The sequence below is a fragment of the Pedobacter zeaxanthinifaciens genome (genome assembly GCF_003313335.1).
In the GTDB taxonomy this organism is placed as follows: domain Bacteria; phylum Bacteroidota; class Bacteroidia; order Sphingobacteriales; family Sphingobacteriaceae; genus Pedobacter; species Pedobacter zeaxanthinifaciens.
The window spans coordinates 348,425-367,892 of the sequence record NZ_QMHP01000001.1; the positions used below are offsets into that span (position 1 = coordinate 348,425).

At 37.8% G+C, this 19,468-nt stretch carries 17 protein-coding genes; 8 read left to right on the forward strand and 9 right to left on the reverse strand.

Annotated elements, in window-relative coordinates:
- Positions 1–247: 247 nt before the first annotated feature.
- The 7 genes from DUT68_RS01425 to DUT68_RS01455 all read right to left on the reverse strand — a co-directional run bounded on the left by DUT68_RS01425 (position 248) and on the right by DUT68_RS01455 (position 7,703).
- Positions 248–625, reverse strand: a complete 378-nt coding sequence (locus DUT68_RS01425; RefSeq protein WP_113635055.1) for a hypothetical protein — start codon at positions 623–625, stop codon at positions 248–250.
- A 51-nt stretch (positions 626–676) separates the two neighbouring features.
- Positions 677–3,127: a ligase-associated DNA damage response DEXH box helicase gene (locus DUT68_RS01430; RefSeq protein WP_113635057.1), complete on the reverse strand. Its 2,451-nt coding sequence runs from the start codon at positions 3,125–3,127 to the stop codon at positions 677–679.
- Positions 3,128–3,246: 119 nt separating this feature from the next.
- Complete coding sequence (locus DUT68_RS01435) at positions 3,247–4,425, reverse strand: class I SAM-dependent methyltransferase (protein WP_113635059.1); 1,179 nt, start codon at positions 4,423–4,425, stop codon at positions 3,247–3,249.
- A gap of 7 nt (positions 4,426–4,432) precedes the next feature.
- Positions 4,433–5,698 (reverse strand): aspartate kinase, encoded by a 1,266-nt coding sequence (locus tag DUT68_RS01440; protein ID WP_113635061.1) that lies wholly within the window; start codon positions 5,696–5,698, stop codon positions 4,433–4,435.
- The gene (locus tag DUT68_RS01445) at positions 5,699–6,508 is read right to left on the reverse strand and encodes a DUF3298 and DUF4163 domain-containing protein (protein ID WP_113635062.1); all 810 of its coding nucleotides are present in this window, start codon (positions 6,506–6,508) and stop codon (positions 5,699–5,701) included.
- 10 nt (positions 6,509–6,518) lie between these two features.
- Entirely contained in the window at positions 6,519–6,986 is a 468-nt protein-coding gene (locus DUT68_RS01450; RefSeq protein ID WP_113635064.1) for a GNAT family N-acetyltransferase, read from the reverse strand.
- 21 nt (positions 6,987–7,007) lie between these two features.
- Complete coding sequence (locus DUT68_RS01455) at positions 7,008–7,703, reverse strand: YggS family pyridoxal phosphate-dependent enzyme (RefSeq protein ID WP_113635067.1); 696 nt, start codon at positions 7,701–7,703, stop codon at positions 7,008–7,010.
- A 76-nt stretch (positions 7,704–7,779) separates the two neighbouring features.
- Between DUT68_RS01455 and DUT68_RS01460 the strand changes: the two genes are divergently transcribed.
- The 6 genes from DUT68_RS01460 to DUT68_RS01485 all read left to right on the forward strand — a co-directional run bounded on the left by DUT68_RS01460 (position 7,780) and on the right by DUT68_RS01485 (position 13,694).
- Positions 7,780–8,160: a DUF4296 domain-containing protein gene (locus tag DUT68_RS01460; protein WP_113635068.1), complete on the forward strand. Its 381-nt coding sequence runs from the start codon at positions 7,780–7,782 to the stop codon at positions 8,158–8,160.
- A gap of 1 nt (position 8,161) precedes the next feature.
- Positions 8,162–10,534, forward strand: a complete 2,373-nt coding sequence (locus DUT68_RS01465) for an endonuclease MutS2 (RefSeq protein WP_113635070.1) — start codon at positions 8,162–8,164, stop codon at positions 10,532–10,534.
- A gap of 48 nt (positions 10,535–10,582) precedes the next feature.
- Positions 10,583–11,662, forward strand: coding sequence for a PQQ-dependent sugar dehydrogenase (locus DUT68_RS01470; RefSeq protein ID WP_113635462.1), 1,080 nt, complete (start codon positions 10,583–10,585; stop codon positions 11,660–11,662).
- A gap of 198 nt (positions 11,663–11,860) precedes the next feature.
- A complete protein-coding gene (locus tag DUT68_RS01475; protein ID WP_113635071.1) occupies positions 11,861–12,574 on the forward strand; it encodes a CoA transferase subunit A in 714 nt (237 codons plus the stop codon).
- A gap of 24 nt (positions 12,575–12,598) precedes the next feature.
- Positions 12,599–12,955: a four helix bundle protein gene (locus DUT68_RS01480; protein ID WP_113635073.1), complete on the forward strand. Its 357-nt coding sequence runs from the start codon at positions 12,599–12,601 to the stop codon at positions 12,953–12,955.
- A gap of 79 nt (positions 12,956–13,034) precedes the next feature.
- Positions 13,035–13,694, forward strand: a complete 660-nt coding sequence (locus tag DUT68_RS01485; protein WP_113635075.1) for a CoA transferase subunit B — start codon at positions 13,035–13,037, stop codon at positions 13,692–13,694.
- 122 nt (positions 13,695–13,816) lie between these two features.
- Here the strand turns inward: DUT68_RS01485 and DUT68_RS01490 are convergent, their stop codons facing one another.
- Positions 13,817–14,659 (reverse strand): NAD(P)-dependent oxidoreductase, encoded by an 843-nt coding sequence (locus DUT68_RS01490; protein ID WP_113635464.1) that lies wholly within the window; start codon positions 14,657–14,659, stop codon positions 13,817–13,819.
- Between the two features lie 92 nt (positions 14,660–14,751).
- Positions 14,752–16,485: a phospho-sugar mutase gene (locus DUT68_RS01495; RefSeq protein ID WP_113635077.1), complete on the reverse strand. Its 1,734-nt coding sequence runs from the start codon at positions 16,483–16,485 to the stop codon at positions 14,752–14,754.
- A 226-nt stretch (positions 16,486–16,711) separates the two neighbouring features.
- Here DUT68_RS01495 and DUT68_RS01500 point away from each other — a divergent pair, with 226 nt between their 5' ends.
- Both DUT68_RS01500 and lysA read left to right on the forward strand, forming a co-directional pair.
- Entirely contained in the window at positions 16,712–18,025 is a 1,314-nt protein-coding gene (locus DUT68_RS01500) for an aspartate kinase (protein ID WP_113635079.1), read from the forward strand.
- Between the two features lie 243 nt (positions 18,026–18,268).
- Positions 18,269–19,420, forward strand: a complete 1,152-nt coding sequence (gene lysA / locus DUT68_RS01505; RefSeq protein ID WP_113635081.1) for a diaminopimelate decarboxylase — start codon at positions 18,269–18,271, stop codon at positions 19,418–19,420.
- The last annotated feature ends 48 nt before the right edge of the window (positions 19,421–19,468 follow it).

The following is a 19,468-nucleotide window of genomic DNA, read 5'->3' on the forward strand; positions in this document are numbered from 1 at the left end:
AATTAATAAGATTGATATCGATTATACCCGTTTGATACTAGTTTACTTGTATTTAGGGTATGTTAAATGCATTACCGAGATGGTATTCAACATTAAAACATATTTTATGTTAGAGATGATGAACCGCATTCACGATAATTTTAATATGAGTAGTTGTGGCATTTAACCCAACTGATTTTTGCAGTATAGCAGAAAAGCAGACCTTATATTTAAGGCCGTAGCATACAGCATACCACAAAAATTGAAATTAAACTGTTTTAGGAGGATGAAAGATATTGTTAACAGCGCCGATTGGACTTTTTTGTAGGTAATGAGGAACTGAATAAGGAAGGTTTTCTTCAAAATTTTCGAAAACCAACGATGCCAATTGTGGCGCCACGCTCTCGATCAAGCGTTTAGAATGCTCCTGTTCCTGTTTGTTTTTTTGCTCCAGCTCTTTCAATTTAATGTCTAAAAAACATTTACCCTCACAATGAAGTTGAGGTTTATCTTTATTAGAACATAAAACAGTGGAGATATAAGATTTATTGAAGTGGTAAGAAGATGAGATAATCAAGTAGTTGAAGCTATTCGACAATACGCCGAACAATAAAACTACTGCAATTAACCTTCTTAATAGTAACATTGTTGCAAAAGTAGTAAAAATGTAGTTGCTGCAAAAAGAAAAATCGTTTAGTTATTTGAAAACTTCTTTTTTCATACGTTCAATACGTTGCTCCAATTCTTCCGAACTCATATTGGCACGTAAGCTATCTACTTTAATTGGAAACGATAAAGGAGTGAACCGAGTAGGATAGGTGATAATGATGTTGCTTTGCTGAATACGGTTTAACGCTGCTGCTAATCGTGGTTCTTCCAGCTGCTGATAGAACACCTCCTCATAAGCTTGTCGCAATAGCAGGTTTTGTTTATCAAAATCGTTAAACACATTAAAAAATAACCCAGCACTACTTTGTAAGTGTTTGTTGGCAACATATTTCCCTGGATAACCCTGAAAAACCAACCCAGAAATACAAGCAATATCCCTGAACTTTCTTCTAGCCATTTCAGTAGAATTGATGCTTAACGTGATATCTTCCGCTAAATTTTTAGGAGAGAAAACCTCGTAGGCAATGCCATCATCCATCGGTATTTCGGTATCGCTAAGCAACTCAAAGCCATAATCATTCATGGCAATAGAAAATGTAATAGGCACCAACTTACTTAAACGATAGGCCACCAAAGCGCCTAAAATTTCGTGGACAAGGCGGCCTTCAAAAGGATAAGCAAATAAGTGAAATCCTTCTCTGTTGTGGATCATTTCAATTAAAAGTTCATCGCTTTGCGGCACATGTGAACGTTCTTGCTGCGTTAAAAATAGGGGGTAAACCACATCCAATTCTTCATCCTGATGTTGCTTATCCAGTACTTCGTTGTACTTTTTTCGAAGTACTGCACCCAAGTTGGATGAAAGCGGCAATCGACCACCCAACCAACTTGGCGACATTGCTTTTTTCTGTTTGCTGCGCCGCACAATTACCGTCATGTCTTTGATTTGCACAAATTCTAAAATTCGGCCGGCTAGCACAAAACTATCCCCCGGCTTAAGTTTCGAGACAAAATATTCCTCTACCATGCCGATATATCCGCCACTCAAAAACTTTACTTTCAGCATGGCATCGCTCACAATGGTACCAATATGTAGCCTATGTCGCATGGCAATTTGCCTGCTTTTCACCTTCCACAAGCCATCTTCATCTTTCACCACTTTTTTAAATTCGTTGTAGGCAGTAAGGCTGTTGCCTCCCGACGTGATGAACTGCATGGCCCAGTTCCATTCCTCAGGCAAGAGCTCGTTAAAAGCGTTGGTTTGTTTAATTTCCTCGTAGATTATTTTGTCATCAAAGCCATCGCCAACGGCTAGGGTTACCAAGTATTGGATTAAAGTGTCGAAAACCATTACAAACGGCTCTCTGCTTTCAATGTTGTTTTCTTTGGCTGCTTCCTTAATGGCAGCGGCTTCCACCAATTCAAGCGCATGGGTGGGTAAAAAATAAATTTTGGAGGTTTCGAAAGGAGAGTGCCCCGAACGACCGGCACGTTGTAGAAAGCGGGCCACACCTTTTGGAGACCCTATTTGTACTACGGTATCCACTGGCTTAAAATCAACCCCCAAATCCAATGACGAGGTTGCAATTACTGCCTTGAGCAGTCCGCTGTGTAAGCTTTCTTCAATCCAATTACGTAATTCAAAATCGATTGAACCGTGATGGATTGCAATACGTCCCGCTAAATCGGGCTCTACATCCAGCAGGTGCTGATACCAGATTTCAGATTGCCCACGTGTATTGATAAAGATAAGCGTGGTTTTACTTTCGTTGATAATTGGAATGAGCTTATGCGCTAATTTTAGGCCCAAATGACCAGCCCAAGGTAAGGTTTCAATATGATCAGGTAATATCGACTTGATTACGATTTTCTTTTCCAATTGCGCTCTGACGATGATTTTTTTAACGTCCTTTTCAGGAACAATTACATCCAAAGCTTCCTGTATATTCCCGATGGTTGCTGAAATGCCCCAAACCCTTAAAAGTTGCTCGCCATTGGCCTTTTGCAAACCTTTAATTCGAGATACCGCCAACTCTACCATTACGCCGCGTTTACTTCCAAGCAGCTCATGCCACTCATCGGCAACAATGCATTTCAACTCCTTAAATAGATTGGAGCTCCCTTTTTGAGCTAAAAGTAAATGCAAACTTTCCGGAGTAATTAGCAGAATTTGAGGCATGGTTTTCTTCTGCTGCAATTTTTCCGCTTGCGTGGTGTCACCATTGCGTACGCCAACTTGCCAATCTAAATCAAGCGCTTCCAGCACTTCACGCATGGCTCTTGCAATATCTTTTGCCAAGGAGCGTAATGGGGTAATCCAAATAAGTTGTAAGCCTTTTACCGGTTTTGGTTGATTTAAACCTTCGATTACTGTGGCTAAAAATACCGAGAATGTTTTTCCAAATCCAGTTGGTGCATTGACTAAACCACTGTAACCATCTAAATAATACTGCCAGGTGTCTTTTTGAAAATCAAAAGGCTTTCTGTTATCGGCTTTTAGCCATGAAATAACTTGCTTATAGCCTTTAGTTTTCTGCATATTTTTTTAACGCCAATTTATAGAATTGTAGGCGATATAGAAACCAATGAAAATCATTTATGTGTTAAAAAAAGTGATTTTAGTTGAAGATTTTCAGCGTTTGGTTAGCAAAAGCTTAACTAATAATACTGCACAATATTGGTTTTGACAACCACGTAGTTTTGACCAAGCTGCGTAAAAAGATAAAAAGTTTGCTGATCAGGTTTGATTTTGAACTTTTTGACTAAGTTTTCCGCTTTTTCTGGAAAGTTACGTACAATCACGTTGCCAGTTAATTGTTTCGCTTTTTTTAGTTCATTGGGATTTAGCACTGTATCAATTTCAAAAATACGTCCTGCAAAAGACGTTTGCTTGGTTTTGCTGTAGTAGAGATGACTTTGCTTACCCAATTTCTGCAAGTCGTATAAATTAGCAATGGCGTTAAAAGCACCGCTTTTCATTAAAGCCGCATCAGCTTCGTATAAAAAGCCTTCAGTAACATCTTCAATTAAATAGTTTGTTGTTGAGCTGTCGTTTAAGGGGAACTCAACCTGTTTGGTATCGGCATTTAAGGTAGCGCACACAATTTTTGGTTCACCTTTGAAACCCGCATCCAGTATCCAAACTAGCTCTTTGCACTCGTTTTTAATGCTCAAAATGTGAACTGCTGAAACTTCCCGAAGTTCACTCAACCCAGCATGAATATCCAACAAAGGTGATGTTTTGATGATTACTCTTTCCGCTTTCTGTAGCAGTAAATCCAAATGTTCCACCACGTTTGGTGTACAATCAGCAAGTTTGAAAACCTTTCCGCCGCTATTTCTGCGGGCCGGGTCAACGTAAATGGTGCCAAATTTTTCTTTGCTTTTTTCAAGAAAAGCTAAACCGTCTACCGCTAAGCAGTTGATGTTGTTTAAACCCAAAACTGATGCATTATGGGCAGTAATTTCAGAAAGTTGCGGGTTGATTTCACAGCTAAAAACCTGTTGCGCTTTTTTTGCAAAATAGTAGCTATCTACACCAAAACCCGCAGTGATGTCCAACACACTACTTCCTCTAATCAATTGTTGTTTGTAAGCTGCAGTATCTTCTGATGAAGTTTGCTCAATAGATAGGGTACTTGGATAAATAATATTTTCCTGATTAAACCAAGTGGGTAATTTCTTTTCCGCTTTCTTTTTGGCAGCAATTTGATTGGCCAATTCAGCGGCACTAACCTCAGCAAAAGGAGATTTACCTAATACAATTTTACTCACATCAGCATTGATATTGCTGTTGATGTAAAGCTGTACTTCTTTCGCTAACAGGTCAGTATTCATAAGGTAACTACTGAATATTTTTCATCACCATTTGGCAAGTATTCCTACTTTTCACCTCCAACCAAACTTTTTTGTTTAGCGTAACCCTGTCAATGGTTTGCTGATTGTAGTAACGGATAGTCACCAATTCCATATCCTTGTTGTATTTCACCTTAAAGTTCACCGACAAATCAGCTATTAAGCGTTCAATTTTTTGTTGGTCATCATCAATGCTAACCGAAAAACTGATTGCCGAATTGAGCATGGTGTTAACTTTTACCTTGTTTTGATGGAAAATAGCGAATATATCACTTAAATTTTCCTCGATGATGAACGAAAAATCTTTGGGAGAAATCGATAACAACACCTGATTCACTTTAAATATGAACGAAGGTACCGGAATGGTGGTAGCCTGAGTACTTACTTCGGTTCCTGTTTCGTTAGGGTGAATAAAAGACCTCACGAATAGCGGAATGCCTTTATTTTTGATTGGTTTTATGGTTTTCGGGTGGATTACCGTAGCTCCGTAATAGGTAAGTTCAATAGCATCATGGTAGGAGAGTTGAGGTATTTTCTCTGTTTCATCAAACCATTTCGGGTCAGCATTCAACACACCTGGCACATCCTTCCAAATAGTCATTTTTTCAACGTCCAGTGCAGCGCTAAAAATTGCAGCAGTATAATCTGAGCCTTCGCGACCTAAGGTGCTGGTGAAGTTTTCGCTTGTAGCACCAATAAAGCCTTGAGTGATGACCACACCTTGCGATAAATAGCTAGGCAATTGTTTTTGAATCGTAGCAGTGGTTTTGTCCCATTGTACGTTGGCTTCACGGTAGTTGTTATCTGTTTGGATATAATTACGGGCATCTTGCCAAATGGTAAATGTGCCTTGTTGGTTCAGGTAAGCGGCAATAATTTTCGATGATACCAGTTCTCCAACCGATACAATTTGATCATACAGATAGTCTGCACTGTCTTCCGCTTCTTCTTCCAATAGCCATTCTATCTCCACAAAAGTATTCGCTACATCATTGTAAACAGGATTTTGCGTATCTGTAAATAGCTTCGAAATAATATCGAAATGAAAGGACTTGATATCCTCCAACAGTTGATGCTTATTGTCGTCGCCGTTGATATGGGCAAAGGCTAATTCCTGCAATCTATCAGTAGTTTTATCCATTGCGGATACCACAACTAACAGGTTGTTTGTGCCGTAAGCTTGAATAATTTGAGTAACGTTTTTAATTCCTTCGGTGTTTTTGATGGATGCACCACCAAATTTATAAACTTGCATTTATGGTGTAGGTGTTAAGATGGTTTGTGGTTTGGCGATATCGGTAAGTTTTGCAAACGGAATTGTCAATTCGGTGATACCGCTTGCGTATGGTTTAATTTCATATTGATTATAAAGAAACGTTAAGCCTTTGTTGCTTACATAAAAAGCCGCTGGCAAAGAAAATTTCCCATCAGTGAAAAAATAACGGTCTTTTAAAGGTTCCGTAGCACTAATGTTTTCATCTTTCCTAAATATTTCTTCCGCAACTTTAAGCAGTGCCAATTTTTTATCAGGCCTAATTAAAGAATCAAGCGTAATTAAACTGGAGGTTTTTGGATTGAAATTGATGAACGTAATGTTAGTACTGCCATGAGCGCCACCTGCATAGGAAGCATTGATGTATTTTAGCGCTACATAATTGTGCAATTGCCTTACTACTTTCACATCAATTAGCAAATACCACCATTGTGCAGTACCTGGATTTTCTAAATAAAATTGATTGTATTTTCGGATGAAGCTGCTGGCAATATCCTCATAAGCATTGGGATGATCTTCTTCTTTAAAAAAATCGAAGACCTGTTGTTTCACAAAGTTGTTAAGTTCGTCATTGTCGAAAATTGGATATTTCACCACCGCATTGGCAGTATCAGCATAGCTATTAAGCTCGGGCTTTACCAAATTGTTGCTTAGTACTTTAACTGAATCATACCTGTAGGTTAAGGTATCATTTTCGGCAGTAATTACATGTGCCACTTTTTTATCGTTATTGCTGTTGGTACAGGCCAATAATAGGCTTGCTGCTAACAAAGAGAGAACTATTTTCTTCATCACTTAAGTTTTAAAGTTTACCCAATTGCTCTTTGGTGAACGAAGCGTTTAGCCATTCGCTCTCGTAATTAGCGCCGTACTTATCATAAAAATTAATAGCTGGCTGGTTCCAATCCAATACTTGCCAGTTCATTCCATTAAAGTTTTTTTCCTTTGCTTCCTTTACTACACGGTCGAAAAGTAAATTTCCAATTCCCTTACCTCTGTAATTTTCCGTAACCAAAAAGTCTTCCAAGTATAAACGGCAACCTTTCCAAGTTGAGTATCTGATGTAAAACAAAGCTAAGCCAACTATGGTTTGCCCATCAAGTGCTACAAAGGCTTTCCATACTGGATTATCGCCAAAGCCGGCCTTCACAAATTCATCTAAAGTAACTGTTACTTCCTGGGGCGCCTTTTCATAAACGGCCAATTCCATAATCAGTTCCAATAAACGCGGACAATCAGCAGCAGTGGCGGTTCTTATTTCTATATTCATGAAATGTATCTTTCGAAATGCTTAATTTTCGTTGTTTTTCCAATGCTTAATTACTCTCTTTCCAAAAATATTGCTTCCAATTCTCACCATAGTACTTCCTTCGTCAATCGCTATTTTGTAATCAGAAGACATTCCCATTGAGATCTCTTTGAAAAAATCATCTTTCCTGAAAAAGCTTGTTTTTATGCCATCAAAAAGTACCTTTAACTCATTAAATTCAGCACTTGTTTGTTCGTCGCTTGCAGTATTGGTGGCAATTCCCATTAAGCCAACAATACGTACGTTCTTCAACGCATCAAATTCTTCAGAGCGTAATAATTCAATTGCCTCATCGAAACCTAAGCCAAATTTGCTTTCTTCATCAGCAATGTAAATTTGTAATAGGCAGTCGATTACACGGTTGTTTTTTGCAGCATGTTTGTCTATTTCCTTCAATAATTTTAAGCTATCAACCGATTCGATAAGTTTTACAAACGGCGCAATGTACTTCACTTTGTTAGTTTGTAAATGTCCAATCAGGTGCCACTCAATATCTTCAGGTAGTTGGCCCTGCTTTTCAACCATTTCTTGTACTAAATTTTCTCCAAAAACCCGTTGTCCAGCGTCATAGGCCTCTTGTACAGCCTCCGCCGGATGATTTTTAGATACAGCTACTAACTTTACGCCAGCACTTTCAATTTCTGTTTTATATTTTAATAAGTTATCGGCTATGCTCATTTATCGCTATTTTTGTGGGTAAAATTAGATAACCTTTTTTAATTTGGCTATAAAAGCCGAAGTTTTTAATATACAGATGACGAGATTTTTATTGATGTTGCTAGTTGTTTGCTCAATTTTTGCCTGCAAACCTGGTATTCCAAAAGATATCATCCAGCCCGCCGAAATGGAAAATATACTACATGACATTCATGTGGTTGATGGATATGTAGCTAACATACCAACACCAGATAGTGCGAAAAAAGTAGTATCGCCGTTATACAAAGGTATTTTTAAAAAGTACGGGGTCGACTCAGCTTTACATGCCAAAAGCATGACTTATTACTACCTTCACCCTGATGTGCTTACCAAAATGTACGATAACATTAGTACAAGGTTAGGGAAAGAAAGGGACATCGAAGCAAATAAACAACAAAAATCTACCACTCCAGAAGCGCCAAAGGAGTTGAAAAATTAATATGCTATATCCAGAAAATTGTGAAGAGAGATTAGGCTTTAACGAAGTTAGGCAAATGGTGCGTCAGCATTGCTTGAGTACCATGGGACAAAACTTGGTTGATAAAATGCAAGTAATGGCAAAACATGATCAGATCGATAAGTTTTTACGCCAAACAAAGGAATTCAAAAGCATTTTAGAAAACCAAGAACCACTACAAATAAGTGCTTTTTTCGATATTAAAATATTAGCTGATAAAATTAGGGTTGAAGGAAGTTATCTCATAGAAGATGAACTTTTTAAAATATACACCTCTTTACAAACCGTTTTTGCCGTTATTAAATTTTTTGATGATAGAAAAGACGTATATCCTAGCTTAGAGGCACTTTTTGAACATTTGCCTATAGAAAGGAATATCCTCCGGAAAATTGAAGATTTGCTAGACGCCAAAGGTAAAATTAAGCCCAACGCCTCTAGAGAATTACTTGATATTACTACAGCAATAGCGAAAGGTGAGCAGGAAGTTCGCCGTAAAATGGATAGCATTTATAAAAGTGCGGTAGCTAATAATTGGGTGGCAGATGGTAGTTTGACAGTTCGTGACGGTAGGATGTGTATTCCTATTTTGGCCGAAAATAAGCGTAAACTTAAAGGTTTCATCCATGATGAATCTGCCAGCGGCCAAACTGTTTATTTGGAGCCAGAAGAAGTTTTTACGCTCAATAATAAGTTAAGGGACTTGGAATTTGATAGGAGGCGGGAAATTATCAGGATTTTGATTGCCACCACCAACGAGCTTCGTCCTTACATTCCCATCTTGTTATCGTACCACGGTTTTTTAACTAAACTTGATTTTGTTAGAGCTAAGGCCTTATTTGCCATTCAGGTTGGTGCACAAATGCCGGTATTGTTGAAGGAAGCTAAAACCAAGCTGATCAATGCTCGCCACCCTTTGTTATTGTTATCCTTCGCTGCCGATCAAAAAACAGTAGTGCCGCTTAATATTCAATTAGATGAAGGTACTAGGGCGGTGCTGGTTTCTGGACCAAATGCCGGAGGAAAATCGGTGTGCATGAAAACCGTAGGATTGCTACAAATGATGTTGCAAACTGGGCTACTTGTGCCGGTTGATGAGCACAGTGAAATGGGTATTTTCCATCAAATTTTCGCTGATATTGGTGATGATCAATCTATTGAATCGGATTTGAGTACCTACAGTGCCCATTTAAATAAGATGCGCTATTTCGTAGCTCATGCCAACGCAAAAACTTTGGTTTTAATTGATGAATTTGGCACAGGAACAGATCCTCAATTTGGCGGGCCAATGGCCGAAGCAGTACTGGAAGTGCTTAATAACAAGAAAGTAAGAGGTGTGATTACGACGCACTATAGTAATTTGAAATTGTTTGCTGGCGATACCGATGGACTTGAAAATGCATCGATGTTGTTTGATAATAGCAGGATGAAGCCACTGTATATTCTTGATATTGGGAAACCTGGAAGTTCCTATGCGTTTGAGATTGCCCAAAATATTGGTTTGCAGAAAGATGTGTTGGAATTAGCGAAGCAAAAAATCGGAACTAATCAAAACAGTATTGATAGCTTATTGGTGGATTTAGAAAAGGAAAAGCGCCAAGTACATGAGTCAAAAGTAAAGCTGGCCAACCAGCAAAATAGGCTAAATCAGTTATTGGCAGAAAACGAAAAGCAGAAATTATATCTTGAGGAGAATAAGAGAAATTTAATTAAAGACGCCAAATTACAGGCTCAAAATATCATTAAAGATGCCAATAAGTTGGTAGAAAATACCATCGCACAAATCAAGAAAAAACAGGCTGATAAGGAAGCGACACGTGAGTTGAGGCAAAATTTACAAAAAGGCTTGGTTAAGAACGAAGTGAAGATTGAGGAGCCTAAACCGGTTGTGGTTTACGAAAATACGGCAATTGAAGTTGGCGATTGGGTACAACTCAACGGAACAGAAAGCACTGGACAGGTGATGGAAGTGAACAAAAGTAATTTGGTTGTTGCTTTTGGTGATTTGCGATCGGTGGTTAAAATGAACCGTGTACAGAAAATTAGCAACAAGCAAGTGAAGAAACTAGTTCAGCGTAGCTCTTATACCAATAGTTTAAGTGATGCAGTGAGCAGCTTTAGAGCCGAGTTGGATTTGCGAGGAATGAGGGGAGAAGTTGCACTACAAGAGCTAGAAAATTACTTCGATAAGGCAATTATGCTTGGCTTTCCATCTGTTAAAATTATTCATGGCAAAGGTGATGGTATTTTACGTAAGTTAATTAGGAATCATCTTAAATCATACAAACAAGTGGATAGGATGGAGGATGAGCACTTGGATAGAGGTGGAGATGGAATTACCTACGTTTACATGAAATAAAACCAATGCTGCCCAAAGTTGTTAATCAAAAAACAAAACGTATTGGGTATGAAAAAGGTAGTGTTCTTTGCAGCTATTTTAATTTTAGCTTTGTCGTGTAAAAAAGATCGTAATGATGTTGAAGATTTAACACCAGTAGACTTAAAAACAAAAGTCTTAGTTGGAAATTTAACCATGCCTTGGGAGTTAGTTTATGGCCCAGATGGTTTGATTTGGTTTACGGAAAAATCAGGCAAAATCAGTCGATTAAACCCAAGTAGCGGTCAAGTTAGCCTATTACACACCATTAGCGAAGTTAGAATGCAAGGTGAAGGTGGTTTATTGGGGATGGCCCTGCATCCTAATTTCAGCACCAATCCATATGTTTACGTATTTTACGGCTACGGCAGCAGTTACAAAAATAAGTTAGTGCGCTTCACGTATGGGAATAATTCCTTGAATAGCGCAATAACACTGTTAGACAATATTCCTGCGTCCAACAATCATAACGGTTCGAGAATATTGATTTCTGGAGATAAACTGTTTCTTACCACTGGTGATGCCGAAGATTTAAGTACTCCTCAAAATATTAACTCGCTAGCTGGGAAAATATTGCGTTTAAATTTAGATGGGAGCATTCCTTCGGATAACCCTTTTCCGAATAATCCCGTATGGTCATACGGACATCGAAACCCTCAAGGCCTAACTTTAGTGGGAAATAGGCTGTTTTCTTCTGAGCATGGACCATCATCAGATGATGAAATCAACATCATAGAAAAAGGCAGAAATTATGGCTGGCCCAATGTTACGGGTAAATGCAATGCAACAAATGAAACGGCTTTCTGCAATCAAAACAATGTAGCCGAATCGATTTTCGAGTGGACTCCAACTATTGCACCTAGTGGAATGACTTATTACAATTCTAATTATATCCCTCAATTTAAAAATTCGCTACTCCTTTGTTTGCTTAAAGATAGTAGATTAAAACAGCTAGTATTAAATGATGCCCAAAATGCCATTAGTGAAGTGAAGGATTTTTATGTTGGGGAATATGGCAGATTAAGAGCAATATGTCAATCTCCTGAAGGTAAAATTTACTTTTGCACAAGTAACGGCAGCGCCGATAAGATTGTTGAAATTTCAAAATAATTACGGTTCAAGGTAGTTGAATAATAAGCTGAAATTTTGGTACTTACAAGTTGTAAACGTGTGGTTTAACTTATGTTTAGAAGTTGACGTTAGTGTATAAATTACAACACACCGCTACAACTTTTGCTTTTGTAAAGCAGTAAAGAAACCCTAATTTAGCCAACGCTTTACCCGAACATTCGGGAAAATATACCAAATATGATTAATAAAGTTGTAGCAAATGCTAATGAGGCCGTAGCTGATATTACGGACGGTAAAACCTTAATGTTAGGCGGGTTTGGTTTGTGCGGTATCCCAGAAAACTGCATCGCCGCTTTAGTGGAAAAGGGTGTTAAAGAACTTACCTGTATTTCAAATAATGCCGGAGTTGATGATTTCGGAATTGGTTTGATGTTGAAACAACGCCAAGTCAAAAAAATGATTTCTTCTTATGTAGGTGAAAACGCTGAATTTGAACGTCAGCTGTTGAGCGGAGAGTTGGAAGTAGAGTTGATTCCTCAAGGCACCTTAGCCACGCGTTGTTTAGCTGCTGGATACGGTATGCCAGCAATTTTTACCCCTGCTGGTGTTGGAACCGAAGTTGCCGATGGCAAAGAAACAAGAAATTTTAACGGCAAGGATTATTTAATGGAATATGCTTTTGATGCTGATTTTGCCATCGTTAAAGCATGGAAAGGAGATACCGCAGGGAATTTAATCTTTAGATCTACCAGTAGAAATTTCAATCCCGTAATGGCCATGGCTGGAAAAATCACCATTGCAGAAGTGGAGGAACTGGTAGAAGTTGGTCAACTAGATCCTGATCATATTCATACCCCAGGTGTTTACGTACATCGTATTTTTCAAGGAGCAGCTTATGAAAAGCGCATTGAACAGCGAACTGTTAGAAAATTAGATGATATGAAAATATGATCATTAGCTAATTAATACCTACCTATGAATGATGAGAGAATTAAAAACAACATTATTGTTAAAACAAGCTTCGAGTTTGCGTTAGAGATAATAAAATTTGCTGAAGAGTTGGAGGAGAGAAGAAAATTTGTGGTTGCAAATCAGCTATTAAAGTGTGGTACTAGCATAGGTGCTAACATTTGGGAAGCACAAAATGCTGAAAGTAAAGCCGATTTCGTTCATAAAATGAAAATCTCTGCAAAAGAGTGCGAAGAAACCAAATACTGGCTATTGCTGTGTAAACATTCCGATAATTATCCAAACAGTAGCAACCTGTTAAATAGCATTGAAGTTGTTCAAAAAATACTAAACAAAATTATAACCACTGCTAAACATAATTAACTCAGCGGATAATTATAGGCAATGATAGCCCGCTAGTTCATTATCAAATTAGCTAATAAGCAAATCATCACATTAATATATGCTTGATAAAAATGGTATAGCGAAACGCATCGCTAAAGAAATAAAAGACGGTTACTACGTTAATTTAGGTATCGGTATCCCAACCTTGGTTGCAAACTATATACCTAATGGTGTTAACGTAGTTTTACAGTCGGAAAATGGATTGCTTGGGATGGGACCGTTCCCGTTTGAAGGGGAGGAAGATCCTGATTTGATCAATGCAGGCAAACAAACCATTACTACACTTCCAGGTTCGTCAATCTTCGATTCGGCCATGAGCTTTGGAATGATTAGAGCGCAAAAGATAGATCTTACTATTTTGGGAGCGATGGAAGTTTCTGAAAATGGAGATATCGCTAACTGGAAAATTCCTGGTAAAATGGTAAAGGGAATGGGCGGTGCAATGGATTTAGTGGCATCTGCAAAAAATATCATTGTAGCAATGCAACATGTAAACAAAGCCGGAGAAAGCAAATTATTACCTGCCTGTACTTTACCCTTAACTGGTGTGAACTGCATTAAAAAAGTGGTAACTGAACTTGGTGTTTTTGATATTTTGCCTGAAGGCGGATTTAAATTGTTAGAACGAGCACCAGGAGTAACAGTAGAAGAAATTAGGAATGCTACGGCCGGCAAATTGTACGCTGATAACGATGTTCCTGAAATGATAGTGGATTAGTTTGGTAATTAGTTCATTGGTTCAATAGTTCACTGGTTCAATAGTTCATTGGTTCAGTAGTTGAGATTTACGAAGTTTTTAAAACTTCGTAAATCTTGCATTGCCACAGCAAAAATATCAGTCTACTTCATCGCTTCAATGATAGCAATCACATCTTTTTTACCCAAGCCCTTTTCATGCGCATCTTGGTAAGTGGAAATCATAGCCTGCGACAAAGGAAAACCAGCTCCTGCTTTTTGAGCTAACAGAACATCCTTAAGCATCAAATCCAATGCGAAAGCTGCCGGATATTCGTCCTTAATAAGAAGTGGTGTTTTAATTTTAGTTGCACCGTTTCCACAAGCACTCTCATTGATAATTTCCAGCATGTCTTTGCGTTCAATGCCCATTTTTTCAGCAAATAATACCGTTTCCGCCAATCCTTGGTAAATTAGCGAAAGGAAATAATTGATGGAAAGCTTTGCAGCAATGCCACTTCCATTTTTCCCTAAATGCTTGGTTAATTTTCCTAAAACATCAAAGTAAGCACTAGCTCGTTTCACATCATTTTCTTCGCCGCCAACCATCATAATCAATGTTCCGTCGGTAGCAGGAGCAGTACTCCCAGCAACTGGTGCATCTAGAAACGCCGCATTTTTAGCTTTAATTAGTTCGGCTATTTTCAAAGAACAGCTTTGTGATATCGTACTACAGTCTATAAATAATTTGCCTTCAATATCCTGCTCAGAAATTTCATTGTAAACTTCAGTCACGGCATCATCATTAGTAAGCATGGTGAAAATTACATCGCTTTGCGCAATCAAATCCGCAATACTGGTAGAAATGGTTGCCTTGTCCTTAAAGTCTGTAGCTTTATCTGAAGATCTGTTATAAACTGATAATGGAAAACCAGCTTTAATCAAATTGTTGGCCATTGGTTTCCCCATATTTCCTAAACCTATCCAGCCTATTTTTTCGTTACTCATCATTTTAATTCATAAAAAAAGCGTTTATAAAAACGCTGCTAATTAAAAGAAAAGACTTACGAAATCGTAAAACTTCGTAAGTCTGAAAATTGTTATGCCTGTAAATCGTTCATGATAGTTTTAATCTTATCATTGAGTTTTTGTTCAGTGGCTTTAAAATCACTAGCGCTTGCCAATGGTTCGTTTACACTGCAATAAAACTTAATTTTGGGCTCGGTACCACTTGGCCTTGCCGAAATAATGCTACCATCAGCGGTAATAAACTGCAAAACATCAGATTTAGGAAAACCTAACTTTTTACTTGTGCCAGCATTAATATCGGTTTCCTTATTTAATTCATAGTCTTTTAAGGTAACTACCGCCGATCCTCCCAACGTTGCCGGAGGGTTGTTTCTAAACTTCTCCATCATCGCTTTAATTTCCTCAGCTCCAGTTTTTCCTTTTTTAGTGATAGAAACTAAATCTTCTTTGTACATGCCATATTTCACATACATTTCAATCATCGCTTCATATAAACTACTTCCCTTATCTTTATAAAAGGCAGTCATTTCGGCAATAAAAGCACAAGAAATCACGGCATCTTTATCACGAACTAAATCACCAACTAAATAACCATAACTTTCCTCGCCACCAACAACAAATTGTTTCTTGCCCAACAATTCAGTCATTACTTTTCCTATCCACTTAAATCCTGTTAGGGTATCAAAATATTCCACACCTTTTTCATCAGCTATAGCTTTAATTAGTGGAGTGGTCACAATAGTACTTACTACATACTCATTTCCAGTTAGCTTTCCTTTTTCTTGCCAAGCTGTTAAAACGTAGTTTACCAACAAGCTTCCCGTCTGATTTCCATTAAGTAGAACGAAATTGCCGTCCGTATTTTTTACGGCAATACCTACACGGTCTGCATCAGGATCGGTCGCTAAAACTAAGTCAGCGTCAATTTCCTCCGCTTTCTTTAATGCAAGCGTTAAAGCTTCTTTTTCTTCAGGATTAGGATAAACGACAGTTGGGAAATTACCGTCGGGTTTACTTTGCTCTTCAACCACAGTTACATTGGTAAAACCAAACTGGGCTAATGCTGGCGGCACTAAAGTAATCCCGGTACCGTGAATAGGGGAGTAAACAATTTTTAAGTTTTTTTGACGTGAAATGGCATCAGGAGATACCGAAAGCGCTGTAATTTGATTGAGGTATTTTTGGTCGATTTCATCACCAATCATTTCAATATTAGCTTCATTCCTTTGGAACTTCACTTCATCAATGCTTTGAATCGCTGCAACTTCGTCCATCACCATTTGATCATCAGGAGAGGTAAATTGACCGCCATCCGGACCGTACGCTTTGTAACCGTTATATTCCTTCGGATTATGCGATGCCGTTAGCATTACGCCACTTTTACAATCTAATTCGCGTATGGCAAAAGAAAGTTCTGGTGTTGGACGTAATGCAGTGAAGAAATAAACCTTAATTCCATTTGCAGAAAAAACATCAGCAGTAATGTTTGCGAAAACATCAGAGTTATTTCTGCTATCATGAGCAATAGCTACACAAATCTTCTCCGATGGATATTTTTTTAGCAAGTAGTTAGAAAGTCCTTGTGTTGCGGTACCAATGGTGTATTTGTTAATCCGGTTAGATCCTACGCCCATGATTCCACGCAAACCGCCAGTTCCAAACTCTAAACTTTTATAAAAAGAATCTGTCAGTTCTGTGCTTGCTTGCTCATCTATAAGCTGTTGTATGGTTGATTTTGTTTTTTCATCGTAGTTTCCGCTTAGCCAAGTATCAATGGTTTTCTGCGTTTGTGGATCTAATTGCATATTTAAATGGGTTATAATCGATATAGATAACAAATATTATTTGGTAGGGTTCATTAAAAATAAAAAAATCAACATTTTATTTCGGTGTTTTGACTAAAATTAACAGTCTTTTATTTATTTTCACACCCCGTTACAATAATAACAAAAATCTATATCCTATAACTTAAAAATGAAAACATTTCCGCTTTAATGAAATGTTTTTTAAAGTAAAAACAATTAAACTTAAATGAAAATCTTAAAATTCGGTGGCACCTCGGTTGGCAGCCCAGAACGTATGAAAAAACTGTTGGACATTATTGATCCATCAGAAAGACAAATTGTAGTGTTATCGGCAATGTCTGGTACTACAAATAACTTGGTTGAAATTTCAAATGCGTTACTGAAGGAAGACAAGAAGAAGGGCATCGAATTAATTAATACGTTAAAGGAGAAATACGATGCAGTTGTTGTAGAGCTTTTGCCCGAAGGCGAGTTTAGAGAGCAAGGACAGGAAGTAATTGATTATCATTTCAATTTCCTATTGAATTTGGCTAACAACCTGTTTACGGCTATCGAAGATAAAGTGGTATTGGCACAAGGCGAACTATTATCTACTACTTTATATCATGTTTACCTGAAGTCTATCAATGTGCCATCTGTTTTATTGCCGGCGTTGGATTTTATGAAGATAGATGAAGACAACGAGCCTGTAATTCCATTTACTACAGAAAATTTAACGCCTTTATTGGAAGCTAATCCGGATAATAAGCTTTTCATTACACAAGGTTTTATCTGTAGAAATAGCTTTGGCGAAGTAGATAATTTACGCCGTGGTGGTAGTGATTATACGGCATCATTACTTGGTGCAGCCATTTTAGCAGAGGAGGTTCAAATTTGGACTGATATTGATGGAATGCACAACAACGACCCGCGTATTGTAAAAGGCACTAAACCTATTGCAAACCTATCTTTTGATGAGGCTGCAGAGTTAGCTTATTTTGGTGCTAAAATTCTACATCCACAATCTGTTTTTCCTGCTCAGAAATACAAAATTCCGGTTCGTTTACTTAACACCATGGAACCGAAAGCTTTGGGTACAGTAATTAGTACGGAGAGTGAAAAAGGTAAAATCAAATCCATTGCGGCTAAAGATGGTATTACAGCCATCAAAATACAGTCGAGCCGAATGTTGCTAGCTTACGGTTTTTTACGTAAGGTGTTTGAAGTATTTGAGCGTTATAAAACGCCAATTGATATGATTACCACTTCGGAAGTAGCGGTGTCATTAACAATAGATTTTACCGATAACTTAGATAAAATTATTGATGAATTAAATGCTTTCGGAAGTGTTGAACTGGATAGAAACCTTACTATTGTTTGTGTAGTGGGCGATTTTGGAGCGGAAAGACATGGTTATGCCGCTAAAGTTTTGGATTCAATCAAACACATCCCTGTACGAATGATTTCTTACGGAGGCAGCGCTTACAATATTTCGCTATTGGTAAATACCGACGACAAAGTGGAGGCTTTGAGAAGCTTGCACAACAGGATTTTCGAATAATTTATTACAACACTTGAATTAAACTAGCGTATTTAGGTTGATTTTTCTCAGGTGTTTTAATTGAAAAACCTTTAACGATAGTAGAAGTAAATAAATATTATAATTAACAGTAAAAAAATCCAGATGCGAACTCTTCTTTGAAGTTCTAAACGGGTGATGTAGCCACGGCGATATTCAAAGTAATTGCCGATGTAAATTACGCCCAATAGCAACAAAAAAAGAAGTACTAGAATTTTCAAGATTATGTTTTCCGATAAAGATATAGCACATTTTTCGAATTTAGAAACACCATTTTATTATTACGACCTTAACTTGCTGCGCAAAACTTTAGAAGCTTGTAGCGAGGCTGCAAATAAACATCGTTTTCATGTGCACTACGCAATGAAGGCTAACTTTAACGATAAAGTGTTATTGCAAATTAAACAGGTTGGTTTTGGTGCCGATGCCGTGAGTGGAGGAGAAGTCAAAAAGGCAATTGACAGCGGTTTTCCTAATCAAAAGGTGGTTTTTGCCGGTGTAGGTAAATCCGATAAGGAAATTAATTACGCTTTAGACCAAGATATTTTTTGCTTCAACGTAGAATCACTACAAGAATTGGAAGTAATTAATCAGTTGGCCGAACAAAAAGGAAAAATTGCCAAAGTAGCTATTCGTATTAATCCAAATGTTGATGCGCATACCCATGCCAATATTACAACTGGTTTAGATGAAAATAAGTTTGGTATCAATTCATGGGATATGCCCGCTTGTGCAGATATCTTGAACATTTCGGCTAACCTGGAGTTTGTAGGTATTCATTTCCACATTGGTTCTCAAATCACCAATTTAGATGTTTACAAAAACCTATGCGTACGTGTAAACGAATTTGCCGCTTGGTTTGAAGACAAAGACTTTAGGGTGAAAGTTTTAAATGTTGGCGGAGGCTTAGGGATCGATTATCACAATCCAAATGAGCAAATTCCAAATTTTGAAGCCTATTTCAAGATTTTTGCAGATTTCCTAGAAGTAAAACCGCATCAGGAAGTACATTTCGAATTAGGAAGGGCATTGGTGGGGCAATCATCATCACTGATTAGTCGTGTGCTTTACGTGAAAAATGGTAAAAAGAAAAATTTCATTGTGTTGGATGCTGGCATGACAGAGTTAATGCGCCCAGCATTGTACCAAGCTTATCACCAAATTGAGAACTTGAGTCAAAAATCGAATGCAGTTAAGTATGATGTTGTTGGCCCAATTTGCGAAAGTACCGATTGCTTTGGAAAAGAAGTACCATTGCCAGAAACATTTAGGAACGATTTAATAGCCATTAGAAGTACAGGAGCTTACGGTGAAGTAATGGCCTCAAACTACAACTTACGCGATGCTATCGTTACTGTTACTAGCGAAGATTATTAACGTAACGCACATGAATAGATATGACAAAGCCAGTAATTTATTTACTGG

Excerpts from the sequence above, each read along its gene's own strand:
- DUT68_RS01450 (WP_113635064.1), bottom strand. The coding sequence starts at position 6,986 with ATGAATATAGAAATAAGAACCGCCACTGCTGCTGATTGTCCGCGTTTA.
- lysA (WP_113635081.1), top strand. The coding sequence starts at position 18,269 with ATGTTTTCCGATAAAGATATAGCACATTTTTCGAATTTAGAAACACCA.
- DUT68_RS01470 (WP_113635462.1), top strand. The coding sequence starts at position 10,583 with ATGAAAAAGGTAGTGTTCTTTGCAGCTATTTTAATTTTAGCTTTGTCG.
- DUT68_RS01495 (WP_113635077.1), bottom strand. The coding sequence starts at position 16,485 with ATGCAATTAGATCCACAAACGCAGAAAACCATTGATACTTGGCTAAGC.
- DUT68_RS01480 (WP_113635073.1), top strand. The coding sequence starts at position 12,599 with ATGAATGATGAGAGAATTAAAAACAACATTATTGTTAAAACAAGCTTC.
- DUT68_RS01485 (WP_113635075.1), top strand. The coding sequence starts at position 13,035 with ATGCTTGATAAAAATGGTATAGCGAAACGCATCGCTAAAGAAATAAAA.
- DUT68_RS01435 (WP_113635059.1), bottom strand. The coding sequence starts at position 4,425 with ATGAATACTGACCTGTTAGCGAAAGAAGTACAGCTTTACATCAACAGC.
- DUT68_RS01500 (WP_113635079.1), top strand. The coding sequence starts at position 16,712 with ATGAAAATCTTAAAATTCGGTGGCACCTCGGTTGGCAGCCCAGAACGT.
- DUT68_RS01475 (WP_113635071.1), top strand. The coding sequence starts at position 11,861 with ATGATTAATAAAGTTGTAGCAAATGCTAATGAGGCCGTAGCTGATATT.
- DUT68_RS01440 (WP_113635061.1), bottom strand. The coding sequence starts at position 5,698 with ATGCAAGTTTATAAATTTGGTGGTGCATCCATCAAAAACACCGAAGGA.
- DUT68_RS01460 (WP_113635068.1), top strand. The coding sequence starts at position 7,780 with ATGACGAGATTTTTATTGATGTTGCTAGTTGTTTGCTCAATTTTTGCC.
- DUT68_RS01490 (WP_113635464.1), bottom strand. The coding sequence starts at position 14,659 with ATGAGTAACGAAAAAATAGGCTGGATAGGTTTAGGAAATATGGGGAAA.
- DUT68_RS01430 (WP_113635057.1), bottom strand. The coding sequence starts at position 3,127 with ATGCAGAAAACTAAAGGCTATAAGCAAGTTATTTCATGGCTAAAAGCC.
- DUT68_RS01465 (WP_113635070.1), top strand. The coding sequence starts at position 8,162 with ATGCTATATCCAGAAAATTGTGAAGAGAGATTAGGCTTTAACGAAGTT.
- DUT68_RS01455 (WP_113635067.1), bottom strand. The coding sequence starts at position 7,703 with ATGAGCATAGCCGATAACTTATTAAAATATAAAACAGAAATTGAAAGT.
- DUT68_RS01445 (WP_113635062.1), bottom strand. The coding sequence starts at position 6,508 with ATGAAGAAAATAGTTCTCTCTTTGTTAGCAGCAAGCCTATTATTGGCC.
- DUT68_RS01425 (WP_113635055.1), bottom strand. The coding sequence starts at position 625 with ATGTTACTATTAAGAAGGTTAATTGCAGTAGTTTTATTGTTCGGCGTA.